This window comes from Nocardioides sp. YIM B13467, assembly GCF_042788075.1.
Classification (GTDB): Bacteria; Actinomycetota; Actinomycetes; order Propionibacteriales; family Nocardioidaceae; genus Nocardioides.
This window is the reverse complement of record NZ_JBHZPJ010000026.1, coordinates 19,772-33,706: the sequence shown is the minus strand read 5'-3', so window position 1 is coordinate 33,706 and position 13,935 is coordinate 19,772. Positions and strand designations below refer to the sequence as shown.

General features: G+C 68.1%; 11 protein-coding genes. All 11 read left to right on the top strand.

Annotated elements, in window-relative coordinates:
* Positions 1-276 precede the first annotated feature (276 nt).
* From ACFX43_RS06140 to ACFX43_RS06090, 11 genes are read left to right on the top strand one after another with little or no spacing between them, the layout of a single operon-like run.
* Positions 277-1,137 (top strand): MlaE family ABC transporter permease, encoded by an 861-nt coding sequence (locus tag ACFX43_RS06140; protein WP_378818279.1) that lies wholly within the window; start codon positions 277-279, stop codon positions 1,135-1,137.
* Positions 1,134-1,973 carry an MlaE family ABC transporter permease gene (locus ACFX43_RS06135; protein ID WP_378818276.1) on the top strand — a complete coding sequence of 280 codons (840 nt, stop codon included), beginning with the start codon at positions 1,134-1,136 and terminating at the stop codon, positions 1,971-1,973. Before ACFX43_RS06140 ends, ACFX43_RS06135 begins: the two co-directional genes overlap by 4 nt.
* 33 nt (positions 1,974-2,006) lie before the next feature.
* Complete coding sequence (locus ACFX43_RS06130) at positions 2,007-2,813, top strand: ABC transporter ATP-binding protein (protein WP_378818273.1); 807 nt, start codon at positions 2,007-2,009, stop codon at positions 2,811-2,813.
* 10 nt (positions 2,814-2,823) lie between these two features.
* Positions 2,824-4,074 carry an MlaD family protein gene (locus ACFX43_RS06125; RefSeq protein WP_378818271.1) on the top strand — a complete coding sequence of 417 codons (1,251 nt, stop codon included), beginning with the start codon at positions 2,824-2,826 and terminating at the stop codon, positions 4,072-4,074.
* On the top strand, positions 4,074-5,432 hold the full coding sequence (locus tag ACFX43_RS06120) for an MlaD family protein (protein WP_378818268.1): 1,359 nt from the start codon (positions 4,074-4,076) through the stop codon (positions 5,430-5,432). The genes ACFX43_RS06125 and ACFX43_RS06120 overlap by 1 nt, the downstream gene beginning before the upstream one ends.
* Positions 5,429-6,694, top strand: coding sequence for an MlaD family protein (locus tag ACFX43_RS06115; protein ID WP_378818265.1), 1,266 nt, complete (start codon positions 5,429-5,431; stop codon positions 6,692-6,694). Before ACFX43_RS06120 ends, ACFX43_RS06115 begins: the two co-directional genes overlap by 4 nt.
* The gene (locus tag ACFX43_RS06110) at positions 6,694-8,013 is read left to right on the top strand and encodes an MlaD family protein (RefSeq protein ID WP_378818262.1); all 1,320 of its coding nucleotides are present in this window, start codon (positions 6,694-6,696) and stop codon (positions 8,011-8,013) included. The genes ACFX43_RS06115 and ACFX43_RS06110 overlap by 1 nt, the downstream gene beginning before the upstream one ends.
* Positions 8,013-9,269: an MlaD family protein gene (locus ACFX43_RS06105; protein ID WP_378818259.1), complete on the top strand. Its 1,257-nt coding sequence runs from the start codon at positions 8,013-8,015 to the stop codon at positions 9,267-9,269. The genes ACFX43_RS06110 and ACFX43_RS06105 overlap by 1 nt, the downstream gene beginning before the upstream one ends.
* On the top strand, positions 9,266-10,588 hold the full coding sequence (locus ACFX43_RS06100; RefSeq protein WP_378818257.1) for an MlaD family protein: 1,323 nt from the start codon (positions 9,266-9,268) through the stop codon (positions 10,586-10,588). The genes ACFX43_RS06105 and ACFX43_RS06100 overlap by 4 nt, the downstream gene beginning before the upstream one ends.
* Complete coding sequence (locus ACFX43_RS06095; RefSeq protein WP_378818254.1) at positions 10,585-12,891, top strand: MMPL family transporter; 2,307 nt, start codon at positions 10,585-10,587, stop codon at positions 12,889-12,891. Before ACFX43_RS06100 ends, ACFX43_RS06095 begins: the two co-directional genes overlap by 4 nt.
* Positions 12,888-13,931 (top strand): peptidyl-prolyl cis-trans isomerase, encoded by a 1,044-nt coding sequence (locus ACFX43_RS06090; protein ID WP_378818251.1) that lies wholly within the window; start codon positions 12,888-12,890, stop codon positions 13,929-13,931. The genes ACFX43_RS06095 and ACFX43_RS06090 overlap by 4 nt, the downstream gene beginning before the upstream one ends.
* Positions 13,932-13,935 lie beyond the last annotated feature (4 nt).

Sequence of the window (13,935 nt, the reverse complement as noted above, 5' to 3'; positions counted from 1 at the left end):
GATGGCCGCATCTCTGGTGCATGCGCACTGATGTCGACCGACCGACAACGCTTGGCGGGCGACTGCTCGTCAGGGGATCGAGGCCGGTGAGGCATCCGAAACGTAAAACTAATGCCTATAGAAAAAAAACCTAAAGGCATACGGATTCTCCCGTAACCTGCATCACATGACCTCGTTGAGTGTGATGCGCGTCGCATCCCGATGCGCCGAGCTGGAACCCGCCTCTGACGGTGTTTCGGCTCGCCCCATCAAGTTGCACGAGGAGCGCAGACAGGTATGAGCACAGGTGCCGCTGCCCCGCCGATCACCAGGCGTGGTCCTTACGACAACCCGTTGTCCAACTCGCTCAGATGGTTGCCGCCGAAGGTGCGGGGACCTGTGGTCGAGGCGGGCGGGATGGTCGACCTGCTCGTGAAGATCGTGAAGAGCGCGGTGATGCATCCGCGCGGCTACTGGATCGACGTCGCCGACGACATGTACCAGACCCTGAAGCAGGCTTCGCTCCCCATCGCCGCGGCGATCTTCGGGTTCCTCATCTTCATGTCGATCCTGACCGTCCAGTTCTTCGCGATGGCCGGAGCCACTCAGCTCTTCGGCCCGCTGCTCCTGCTGCAGGCGATGCGCACGTTCACGATGTGGATCGTGTCCATGGTGGTCGCGGGCGTGATCGGCTCGGCGTTGACCGCCGACATCGGGGCTCGGAAGGTCCGCGAGGAGATCGACGCGATGGAGGTCATGGGCGTCGACCCGATCCGCGACCTCGCCGTTCCGCGGGTGGTCTCGCTGACCCTGCTTACGACGCTGATCTCGGTGCCGTCGATCATCGTCACGATCGTCTCGATGCAGGTGGGTGCCAACTATGTCGCCGGCCAGTCCGGCGCCGACTTCCACAGCAACCTGTTCGCCAACGTGTCGCCGGTCCAGGTCCTGGCGGTGGTCGCCAACTGCTTCCTCGTCGGCCTGCTGATCGGCACGATCTGCTGCTACAAGGGGCTCAACGCCTCGGGTGGCGCGATCGGCCTGGGCCGCGCCGTCAACCAGGCGGTGGTGCTCTCATTCGTGGGCGTGTGGGTGCTTCAGCTCGCCTTCAACGCCCTGCTGCTCGGTCTCTTCCCGAACCTGGGGAACTTCCGATGACCGCCGCCGAGCCCGTACGTCCCGTCGTGCCGGCTGTCGCCCGGCGCCGTGCAGCGACGCCGGCCAAGGGCCGCCTGGACGGTGTGGGCGAGTTCGTCGGCTTCGTCGGCAAGGTCTTCGCTGAGATCCCGGTCGCGATCCGTCTCTACCCCTCGGAGATCGTCCGGCACGCCAGCGCGATCGTGAGGGAGAACAGCCTGGTGATCCTCGCGATGCTGTTCATGATGGGCGCGGTCATGGGCCTGACCGCCAACTTCCTCTTCGCCAGCATCGGCATCGACTCCTACATCGCCGCCGTCAACGCGGTTGCCGGCGTGCGCGGGATCATCCAGGTGGTCTTCGGCTGGATGGTCGCGGCCAAGATCGGCTGCGGCATCGTGGCCGAGGTCGGGGCGATGCGCATCTCGGAGGAGATCGACGCCATGGAGGTCATGGGTGTCCGATCGATCCCCTACCTGGTCAGTACGCGCGTGATCGCAGGAGCCATCACGATGCCGTTGATCTTCGTCACCTCGATGGTGGTCAACTTCTTCGCCGGCTTCCTCTTCAACGTAGAGCTGCTGCAGACGGTGAGCCCCGGCGGGTTCCAGTACTACCTCTTCCTGTTCCAGAACCCACGTGACTTCGTCCTCGCCGTCATCTGGGGCACGGTCCTGGGCATCGTGATCCTCACCGTCGCCTCCTTCTACGGCTACACGGCCAAGGGCGGTCCGGTCGGTGTGGGCCTGAATACGGCGCGGTCGATGCTCGTCAACCTCGTCCTCGTCAGCGTCATCGGGATGGCGCTGGTCCAGCTCTTCTACGGCAACACCCCCAACGCACCGATCGGCAACTAGATGACTCGCGCGCCACGTCCACGGGAGGAAAAGATGACCGCGAATCTCACGATTCCGCACACCGACTTCGAGCAGCCGCCGAACAGTCCGCACAGCATCGAGCTGGTCGGCGTGCGCAAGTCGTTCGGGTCGGGCAACATCCTCGACGGCATCGACCTGACGTTCGTCCACAACGCGATCACCACGGTGCTCGGCCCGTCCGGCACCGGCAAGAGCGTGCTGCTCAAGCACATCGTCGGCCTGCTCGAGCCGGACGAGGGCGAGGTGCGCGTCTTCGGCAGCGACATCTGGGGCGTCTCCGAACACGAGCGCTACGAGCTGCGCAAGCGCTTCGGCGTGCTGTTCCAGGACGGCGCGCTCTTCGGGTCGATGAACATCTACGACAACGTCGCGTTCCCGCTGCGCAAGCACACCGGCCTTTCCGAGGCCGAGATCCGAGACATCGTGATGTCTCATCTCAGCGAGGTGGGCCTCGAAGCCGCGGTGGACAAGGCACCCAACGAGATCTCCGGCGGGATGCGTAAGCGTGCCGGGTTCGCGAGGGCCTTGGTGATGCGTCCCGACGTGGTGCTCTTCGACGAGCCCGACTCCGGTCTCGACCCGGTGCGCACCAAGCTGCTGGGACGGCTGATCCAGAAGGTCCACCGCCAGCACGGTGGCACGTACATCGTGATCACCCACGACATCCCGACCGCGCGAGAGGTCAGCGACCACGTCGCGGTGCTGTGGAAGGGCCAGATCGTCCACGCGGGCAGCGCGGAGGAGACCTTCGCCTCCCGCGACCCGTTCGTACGTCAGTTCCTGGCCGGTGCCGCCGACGGCCCGCTCGGGATGGACTGAGGGGGCCACGATGACCGCGATTCTTCAGAAGGTCGGCGTCAAGGGCGTCATCGCCCTGGTCGCCGTCGGCTCGCTCCTCACCTGGGGCATCGTCAAGCTCAGCTCCGGGCCCGACTACAACCTGACCTTGCTGATGCCCTCGGCCAGCACCGCCTTCAAGGACGGCGGCGTCATGATCAAGGGCCAGCGGGTCGGACACGTGACCTCGGTCGGTGTCCGCGACGGGCAGGCCGAGGTCAAGGTCGCCATCGACGACGAGTACGCCCCGCTCCACGCCGGCACCACCGCCCGGATCAAGTGGGCCTCGGTGCTCGGGACCCGCATGATCGAGCTCGTCCCCGGCGCGGAGACCAACCCCGAGATGCCCTCGGGCCACCTCGTCACCGGCAACGCCGAGGCCGTCGACATCGACGAGCTGCTCAGCACTCTCGACGCCCCCACCCGCAAGCAGCTGCAGACCCTGGTCGCTCAGCTCAACAAGACGCTCGCGGGCACGCAGCCAGACCTGCAGAAGACGCTGACCAGGGCCGGGCCGACCGTGAAGGCCATCGCCGACCTGCTCAGCGCCATCGCCCAGGACGGGCCGGCGTTGAAGAAGATCATCAAGGAGCTGCACGGCGTGACCTCCAACGTCTCGGCCAACGATGCCGAGCTCGCCGCGAGCATCAACAACCTCAACACGCTCACGACCCAGATCGCCGACCGCCAGAGCGAGATCTCCCGGACGATCGAGAAGCTGCCCGGGACGATCGACTCGGCCACCACCGCGTTGGAGGCGGTTCCGGAGCCGGTCGACTCCACCCGGACGCTGCTGCGCACGCTGCGGCCCTCGACCGACCGTCTCCCGGCGATCGCCAAGCAGGCGAACCCGGTGCTCGCCGACGTACGTCCCGCCCTGGCGATGCTGCCCGGCACTCTCGAGGACGCGCAGACGCTGCTGCAGTACACCCCCGGCCTGGTCAACGACGCGAATGCCATCCTGCCGACCGCGACCAGCGCCCTGGAGCAGGCCGACCCGATGGTCTCCTACCTGCGGCCCTACACGCCGGAGCTCGTCGGCTGGCTCAGCAACTGGAACGGGGTCTTCGGCAGCAGGGACGCCTCGGGCCACTACGCCCGCGCGCTCATCACCGCCTCGGCCAGCAGCTTCGACCAGAACCCCGGCGTGATGCCGCCGGGCATGAAACAGGACGCGCGGCCGCTGCCGGGCTCGATCGCCGGCCAGCCGTGGACCGATGCAGAAGGGGACGGGATCAACTGATGCTCATCTCGAAAGTCACCGCCATCTCCGCCACTGTCGTGGTCGGGGCAGCGACGGCCGTCACGGGCGTCAACCTGATGGGGACGTCGGTGGGCAAGTCCGAGCTGGTCGGCTACTTCAAGGACGCCAGCCCGCTCGAGGTCGGCAACGAGGTCCGCACCTCGGGTGTGCAGGTCGGCAAGGTCAAGTCGATCAAGCTCGAGAAGGGCGTCGCCAGGGTCACGCTCGACCTCGACGAGGACGTGCTCCCGGTCCACCAGGACGCGAAGCTGCTGATCCAGCCGATCAACGCCCTCGGCGAGAACTATGTCTCCATCGAACCCGGGAAGCAGTCCTCGCCCTACCTGACGAGCAACACGGTCCCGCTGAAGCAGACCGACTCGGCCGTCACCCTCCAAGACGTCCTGGACACCCTCGACGACCCGACCTCCACCGCGCTCGCCGCGCTGGTCAGCACGCTGGGCGAGGGCACGATGAACGGCGGCGGCCAGAAGATGGCGGACGCGCTCAAGGCGCTCGCGCCGTTGATGGAGAACCTCGACCAGGTCGGCGCGATCCTGGAGAGCCAGAACAAGGTGCTCACCGACCTGATCGCCAAGGCCGACCCGGTCGCCGCATCCCTCACCGGAGAGAACGGCAAGCAGCTCGACCTGCTGATCGCGCGCGCTCGGGAGACGCTCGATGCCCTCGCCGACGAGCAGGCAGCACTCGAGTCGACCATCGCCGAGCTGCCGGCCACGCTCGAGGAGGCACAGCACACGCTGACCTCTCTCCGGACGGTCTCCGAGACCGTCACCCCGACACTGAAGAAGGCCCGCCCGGTCACCCGCGACCTGGCCGAGATCGCCGACGAGATCAACAGGTTCTCGCCCTACGCGGACCCGGCCTTCAACGCCTTCGGGCCTCTCTTCGCCGAGCTCGACGCACTGTTGAAGAGGATCAAGCCGATCACCGAGGACCTGCGAGCCTCCGGCGACAACCTGCGTACGACCGCGTCCGAGCTGCGTCCCGTGGGCGACGAGCTCCTCGACGAGCACCTGGGCGACCTGATGTCGTTCGTCACCAAGTGGGCGCTGAGCACCAACTCACGCGACGGGCTGAGCCACTACTTCCGCGGCCTGGTCCACGTCACCCCCGAGGCGCTCAACTCGCTCGTCGGCGCCGAGGTGCTGCCGAACATCGGCACCGTGGGCGGACAGGGTCCGTCGGCCGGGGAAGGTGACGAGACCGGGGGAGGACTCCCGGACCTCACCGGCCCCTTGACCGGCGGTGCCACCGACGACCCCAACAGTGCGACGGGACTCTCCTCCTCGCAGGAGCAGAACCTTCTCGACCAGCTCATCGGAGGCCACTCATGAGCGCACGACTACATCGCCAAGACGCCCGGCGGCTCCTGATCGGGATCGTCGCGATCGCGGCCGGCGGCGTCATCGCCTACGTCGGCACCCTGGTCCAGGGCGGCGGGGCGCTGCCGCTGAAGGACCACACCGAGGTCTCTGCGTACTTCGACGACGTCGGGACCCTGAAGCCCCAGCAGAACGTCACCCAGAACGGAATCCGCATCGGCGTCGTCACCGACATCTCCTACGAGAACGACCAGGCCCTGGTGAGGATGCGCCTGGACGGAGACCGCGATCTGTACGCCGACGCGACCGCATCGGTCGGCAACGCCTCGGTTCTCGGCCGCAAGTTCGTCGCGCTCGACCCCGGCACCGCGAGCTCCGGCCTGCTCGGCGGGAAGCCGATCACGGCAAAGCAGACCACCAGCTCCGCCGACCTGAACACCGTGCTCTCCGCGCTGCCTCCCAAGGCCCGCGAAGGTCTGCAGACAGGGCTGCACGAGGTCGGTGGAGGAGTCTCCGGCCATCACAAGGATCTCTACAGCGCACTCCAGGTCGCCCCCGGCATGATGGACGACGCCACGATCTTGCTCGACACGGCCGCCGACCCGAAGACCGACCTCGACGGGCTGCTCGTCACCGGCGACAGGCTCGTCTCCCACATCCACGGGCACGAGCGGCAGATCCAGACCCTCGTCACGACCTCCAGCACGACTCTCGGCGCGGTCAACACCGATGACACCGAGCCGCTGCGACGGACGGTGGCCGATGCGCCCAAGACGCTGGTCACCGCACGCCAGGGGTTGTCCGAGATCAATCCGGCTCTCGACGACACCGCCGACGCCGTCACCGAGCTGCGACCCGGCGTCGATGACCTCGTCGAGTCGGTGCCGAACCTTCGGGACTTCCTCGTCGAGGCGCCGCCGGTCGCGGTCACCGTACGCAAGTTCGCCAAGGGCTCGGCGGAGCCGGTCGGGACGCTGGTGCCGGCCGTCACCAAGGCAGAGCCGACCGTCGGCCGTGCTCGCAAGACACTCGGCAAGACCGCGCCGACGCTGGAGGTGCTCAGCCCCTATGCCCCGGACGCAGGCACGCTCTTCTGCGAGCACGACCTGCTCAGCGGGAACTACGGACCGGACAAGCACTACTTCAGCGCGATGCTCGTCTTCCCGGGCGTCTACGTCGCCAGCCAGCCCGACCCGCTCGCGAACGTCGATCCCTACTCGGGGCCGGGCGTGGCGTTCTCGCACGGCCTGAAGTACGGAAAGGGGAAGTGCTGATGTCCGCGCTCACCAACTGGTTCCGGGCGGCCGGATCACCGCTGACCCGCCGGGCGGTGGTTCTCATCGTCGTCGTGGCCGCCGTCCTCACCGCGCTGGCGTTCAAGACCCAGCTGTCGCTGCTGTTCAGGTCGGGCGACACGATCCACGCCACGTTCGGGCAGAACTACGGCCTGGTCTCCGGCAAGACGAAGGTGAAGATCGCCGGGCTGCAGGTCGGCGTGGTCTCGGACGTACAGCAGGACGCTGACGGCACGACCCATGTCGACATGAAGGTCGATGACGGGGTCACCGAGCGACTCGGATCGACACCGAGTGCTCGCGTGGAGCCGCTGACCGTCCTCGGTGGCGAGTACGCGCTGAACCTGGTGCCCGGCGGAGCGGGGGAGTACGCCGACAAGGCGATCCCGAAGAGCCGTACCCATGTCCCGGTCGAGCTCGACGCGATCCTCGCCGCGCTGCCGAGCAGGACCCGGAAGAATCTGCAGGGGACCATCAAGGAGGCAGGCGCGACCCTGTCGGACGAGAATCAGAAGTCCATCCGCTCCTTCACCCGTCAGGCGCCGCGGGTCCTCGACCCCTCGACGACCCTCCTGACCGCCGTCCAGGGAACGAAGCCGCAGACCGATCTGCCACAGCTGGTCGGCAACGTCGAGAGCATCGCGGCGACGCTCAACCAGCAGGATGCCGCCCTCGCCCGCAGCCTGGTGAACCTGAACACCACGACCACCACCCTCGCCCAGCACAGCGGCGACCTCTCCACCACGATCGCGGGTCTTCCCACGGCGCTGGACAAGACGAAGGCCGCCACCGACGAGCTCACGCCGACGCTGCACCAGCTCGATCGCACCGCAACCGGTCTGCAGCCCACAGCCGAGCGCGTCGGTCCGCTGGTCAGGACGCTCGAGCCGACCCTCGTGGACGCCAGACCTGTCGCGGCCAAGCTGCCCGGTCTGCTCGAGGACGCGCAGCCGTTGGTCCAGGACCTGGTGCCGACGGCCAAGACCACCAAGCCGATCCTGAAGGACATCAAGGGCCCGGTGATCGACCGTGTCAACGGACCTGTCCTCGAGTCCCTGGGGAGCACCTACCGGGGCAAGGGTCCGTTCAAGGACACCGGGGGCGGTGTCCAGGCGGACAACAAGTTCTACGAGGAGCTCGCCTACATGGTGACCAATCTCGACCGTGCCTCGATGACCCAGGACGCGCAGGGCAGCCTGCTCAACTTCCAGGCCGGCGTCAGCGCCGGCAGCGTCGCCCCGCTCAACCTGGACGACGCCCTCGCCCAGCTGATTCCGCAGCTGAAAGGTAGCGACTGATGGCACGTCTCAGCACTCTCGTCGACCGGATCCGGAACACCCCCGGGCTCAAGCGCGACTCGATCGCCGTGGCCGTCGCGCTCGTCGCAGGTCTCGCCGCGTCCGTCTACGTGCTCAGCAACCAGCACATATCGTTCCCATGGCAGGACCGGCAGTCGGTCGCGGCGGAGTTCACCGCGGCACCCGGCGTACGTCCCGAAGCCGTCCAGGAGGTTCGGATCGCCGGTGTGCCGGTGGGCCGGATCACGGCGGCCGATCCGACCGACTCGGGCACCGCCAAGGTCACCATGGAGTTCGAGCACGACCAGCGGATCTACAGCAACGCCAGGGCGATCCTCCGCACCAAGGCCCCGCTCAACGTCATGTACATCGAGCTCGAGCCGGGCGGCCCGCCCGCAGATCTGCTGGACGACGACGGAACGATCCCGGTCGCGCAGACCAAGCGGGCCGTCCAGCCGTACGAGGTGCTCGACAAGCTCGACGCACGGACGCGGGCGGCGCTGACCTCACTCATCGACCAGACGCAGGTCGGCCTCGAGGACGCGCCGACGACACTGCCCGCCGGTCTCGATGCGACCGCCGCCACCATGAAGCAGTGGGAGCCGGTCATCAACGCGCTCAACGAGCGGCGTACGAACATCTCCCAGCTGGTCACGTCGCTGACCACCATCTCGGAGTCGGTGGGTCACGACAGGCAGCGGCTCACCGAGCTGACGACATCGATGGACAAGACGCTGTCCGCCGTCGCCAAGCGTGATCAACAGCTCTCGGCGTCGTTGGACACGCTGCCCGGCTTCACCGAGCAGCTGTCCGGGTCCATGGGAGAGGTCAACGACCTGACCGGCCAGCTCAACCCGACCTTGAAGGACCTCGACAAGGCCTCCGGCGAACTGCCCGAGGCGGTCGAGAACCTCGACGGCACCGTGGGCTCGGTCCACAACTTCATCAACGGCGCTGCCCCGGTGGTCGATCGTGCCGGTCCTGTGGTCGACGACCTGCGTCCCTTCGTCGCCGACGCCAATCCGGCGCTGGCCGACCTGAAGCCGGTCGTCGGCTACCTGCCCCAGGCCACCAAGGAGCTGGTGCCCTGGATGGATGACCTGGCCGCCTTCACCTACCAGACCTCGTCCTCCTTCAGCCTCTACGACGCCAACGGAGGCATGGGCCGCGCCAACCTGCACCTCGACCTCACCAACCCCACCGGAGGACTCGCCGACGAAGGCATCGAGCCGGGCAAGAAGGGAGACACCCCATGAGTGTCACGCTGCGCACGATCCCGACCACTCGCACTCGATTCCGGCCACGTACGTCGGTCGTGGTCATCCTGGCTATCAGCCTGCTGTGCGTGCTCGGTTTCGGCTATCTGTGGAAGGGCGCCGGGGGCACCTTCCCGGGTGCTGACGGTGCCTACCAGGTGTCCTTCGAGTCGGAGGACCTGAAGAACCTGCAGGAGGCCGGCGAGGTCCGGATCGCCGGCGTCGTCGTCGGCACGGTCGCCTCGACGAAGGTCGAGGGACGCACCGCCCGCGTGGTGCTGAACCTGGACGAGGAGGTGGCGCCGCTCCATCAGGGGGCAACCGTCCGGGTCGGCGTCAAGTCCGTCATCGGGCAGTCGTTCGTGGACGTCAAGGACGGCAGCGGTGAGGAGATCGCGGACGGGACCGCTCTGCCGTCGACGTCGGTCAAGGCGGCCACGGACATCGACGAGGTCGTGCGTACGTTCACCCCGCAGACCCGCAAGCAGCTCGCCGCCGCCCTCACCGATCTCGGCACCACGACCGATGGGACTCAACAGAGCATCACGCAGGTGATGGAGGGTCTGGGCCAGATCGGCGGGACCGGATACACCGCGGTCGACGCGCTCGCGGCACAGAACGACGATCTGCAGTCCCTGGTGCAGGAGACCAACGCGATCCTGGCGGCGGCCGACACCAACCGCGGAGCGATCGTCTCGGTGATCGACAACACCCAGCAGATCACCCAGGCGACCGCGGGCCAGCAGGAGGCGCTGGCAGCCACGGTGCAGCGCCTGCCCGGACTGATGAGCAGTGCACGCGAGGCGACCGGTTCCCTCGGAGAGCTCTCCGGCGATCTCAGCCCGGTCGTACGGTCGCTGGACCAGGCGGCCCCCGACCTCAACGCGGCGCTGGTCAACCTGCCGTCGGTCACGGCCAGCCTCGAGGCGCTGCTTCCCTACATGAACGGAGCGCTCGAGATCGCGCCGGAGACCGTCAACCAGCTGCCGACGCTCTCGCGCAACCTGATCGCGATCACGCCCTATCTCGATCTGCTGCTGCGCAACGTCAACCCGATGCTTACCTACATCGAGCCGTACGCCAACGACATCGGCTCCTTCTTCGGGAACTTCGGTGGCGCGTTCGACATCCCGCTCGAGAACGGTGTCGCGCCGGCGCGGTTGGCCACGATCTTCAACGAGTACTCCGTGCGAGGGAACCCGCTGAACCTGCAGACGATCAATCCGCTGCACTGGAACAACCCCTACCCGGCGCCGGGGCAGGCGGATGACCCGGGGCCGTTCAAGGGCAAGGTCCCGCGCGTCGAGGAGGACAAGTGACCTGGGGGCCCGGGCTGCCGCGCGGTTTCCCGCGGCCCACCCGTCGCCAGGTCGCATCAGCGCTGCTGATGCTCCTCGCGCTCGGGCTGGTGGGCCTGGGCATCTCCCGGGTGGAGGTCGACACCAAGGTCGACTCGTTCGTGCCCGCTGGGGACAGCGCCGACCGGCAGTTGCGGAGCTATCAGCGTACGTTCGGCGGCGATGCCGTCGTCGTGGAGATGACCGGCACCACCCAGCTGGGGCTGGTCCTGGATCCCACCGAGCTGGTGCGCCTGATCCGCCTGGAAGGCGCGCTGGCGGGGGTGCCCAACGTGCACAGCGTCTACGGTCCCGGAACGGTCCTCAACCAGACCGCCGGATCGGTCAAGGGCATGCTGGCGCAGGTCGCCGGCGCGCGCGACCAGATCCGCAACGTCGCCGAGGCCAAGGCGAGGCGGCAGCACAAGAGCAAGGCCGAGGTGACCGCGGCCGGCGATGCCGCGCTCGTGCCGTTCGACCGCCGCTACGGCAAGCTGCTCGCCGAGGCGCTACCGGTCGGCCTCCCCACCGTGCAGAACCAGAAGTTCGTCGCCTCGGTGCTGATGGACCGTGCCGGCAACCCGCGTCCGGAGTGGCGGTTCCTGGTGCCCACCGCCAAGTCGGCGACGCTGCTGATCCGGCCGGAGCCCGGCCTGGACCAAGAACAGACCCGTCGCATGGTGGCGCAGATCCGCAAGGCCGTACGCACCTCAGGACTGAGCATCGAGCGCCCGGTCGTCTCCGGCGTGCCCGTCGTCGTCTCCGGTGTCGCCGATCGTGCCCACACGGAGATCCTCCGTCTCGGCGCGGTGGCGCTCGGTGCGGTCGCGCTGGTGCTCGTCCTGTCGGGCTGGAGCCGGCGGCGTCGCCACAGCCTGCTTCCGCTCGGCTGTGCACTCCTCGGCACCGCGACGACGGTCGCGGCCTTCGGTCTGGCCGGGGTGCCGCTCTCCCTCGGGGCCGCCGCGTTCCTGCCGGTGCTGCTCGGGGTCGGCAGCGACTTCCCGCTCTATCTGCTGCAGTCCGAACGCGTACGCGGGGTGCTGGTCACGGCAGGAGCCGCGGCTGCCGCCTTCGCCAGCCTCGCGCTGACCCCGCTGCCGTTCGTACGCGAGTTCGGTCTCGCCCTTGGCCTGGGTCTGGTCCTGACCGTGGGTTGGGCTCTGGTGCTGCGCCGGTTCGGCGGACGGATCCGCCCGCGAGCCGCCGCGAGCGGGGGTGCAGTGTCCCGCCACCCGCGGTCGGTGTGGTTCAACGGCATCGCGGCCGTGCTCGCGGCGGTCGCTGTCGCGGGCTGGCTGCTGTTGCCGGGCATGCGGATCCAGTCCAGCCCCGAAGAGCTCGCCAAGGGCGTGCCCGAGCTGGCCGACGCCGCCCGCATCGAGCAGACGTTGGGCTTCTCCGGCGAGCTCGACATCGTGCTGCGTGGCAAGAACGTCGCCTCGCCGGAGGCGATCGCGTGGTCGCAGAAGGCCCAGAGCCTCGTCGTACGCGAGCACGCCGACCAGATGCGGCCACTGTTGACCTACAGTCAGCTGCTCGCGTTCCTCGGTGGCGGCGCCACCGCCGCACAGGTCGCCGCCGGCACCGAGGTCCTTCCCGACTACCTCACCGATGCCGTGCTCGCGAGCAACCACGAGGCTGCGGTCGCCACCTACGGCATCACGCTCGACGACGTAAGCGCCCAACGCCGGCTCATCGAGTCGTTGCGTCAGGAGCTGCCGGACCCGCCGAAGGGATACCGGGTCGAGATCGTCGGCCTGCCCGTGCTCGCCGCCGGCGGCCTGAGCGCGATGGAGGACGCGCGCTACACCGTCAACGCGGTCGGGATCCTCGTGGCCGCGCTCGCGGTCGGGCTCGGCCTACGCTCATGGCGTGCAGGCGTACGCGTCCTTCTCACCGCTCTGCTCGCTGCCGGCTGGCTCTTCGGCGTCATCCGGCTCGCGGGCATCGACCTGAGCCCACTCACTCTCGCCATCGGTGCGCTGGTCACGGTGACCTCGTGCGAGTTCGTCACCATGCTCAGCGAACGACGGCTGCTCAGGTCGGCCGGACGCACGGTCCTGACCGCGGCCGTCGCCGGCGCCGTCGGCTATCTCGCTCTGGGGCTCTCCGGCCTGACCGTGCTCCGCGACTTCGGGCTCCTGCTCGCCGCCGGGGTCGTCAGCTCCTACGCCGCGGCACAGCTGGTGGCCCGGGTGCTCCGCGATCCCGAGCATCGCACCCCGGAGCCAGAGACACCCGAACACCCGTCCTCACGAGAACTCCAGGAGGCCAGCGCATGACCCAGCTCGCCATCAAACCGATCAACGTACGTTCCCTGATCCCGTCCTGGTGGCCGCGGCTGCTCGCCGCGGTGGTGGCGGTCGCCGTGGTCGGCGCCGGCGCGTTCCTGGTCGTGCAACGGGCCAACGCGCTGCCGTCCGACGCCGCGATGAAGGTCGGCGGCCGGACGGTGAAGATCTCCGAGCTCGACAAGCGGATCAAGGTCCTCTCCGGCCTCTACAACGTCAAGCAGCCGACCGACGCCACCGAGAAGGCGTCCTTCCGCCGCGACGCTGCCAAGTCGATGGCCGTCAGTCTCATCCTGGAGCGCGCTGCGAAGAGCAAGGGCATCACCGTGACCCGCACCCAGGCGCAACAGCAGCTGGACAAGGTGATCGAGTCCCAGATGCTCGGCGACCAGAAGACCTACGAGCAGTTCCTGGCCACTGCCGGCGTCACCGAGTCCGAGGTGCTCTCCGAGATCACTCGTGTCATCGCGACCAGCCGGCTCTACTCCGACATCACCGCGAGCGTCCCCGAGGTCACCCAGGCCGAGGTCAAGAGCTACTACGAGGACCACAAGGCCGAGATGGTCACCCCTGAGCAGCGCTCGATCAGCAATATCGTGGTCGCCACCGAAGCCGAGGCGGACCAGGTGCTCGCGGAGCTCGCCAAGGGGACCGAGTTCGCGGCGGTCGCCCGGAGCAGCTCGCGCGACTCCGGCACCGCCGCCAAGGGCGGAAGCCTCGGCGCCGTCCAGAAGTCGCAGCTCGAGGACACCTACGCCAAGGCCGCGTTCGGTGCGGCCAAGGGCAAGGTCTTCGGTCCGGTCCGGACGAGCAGCGGCTGGAACGTGGGCGTCGTCACCGACGTCACCGAGCCGATCCCCGTCGGTCTCGAGGACGCCGCCCAGACGCTGACCCAGACGCTGACGACCCAGGCCCAGACCAAGGCCTGGAACAAGTGGCTGGGCCGCCAGATCAAGGCCGCCGAGGTCGAGTACGCCAACGACTACCGTCCCAAGGACCCGGACGCTCCGCCCGCCACCCCTGCGGACTGAGCGC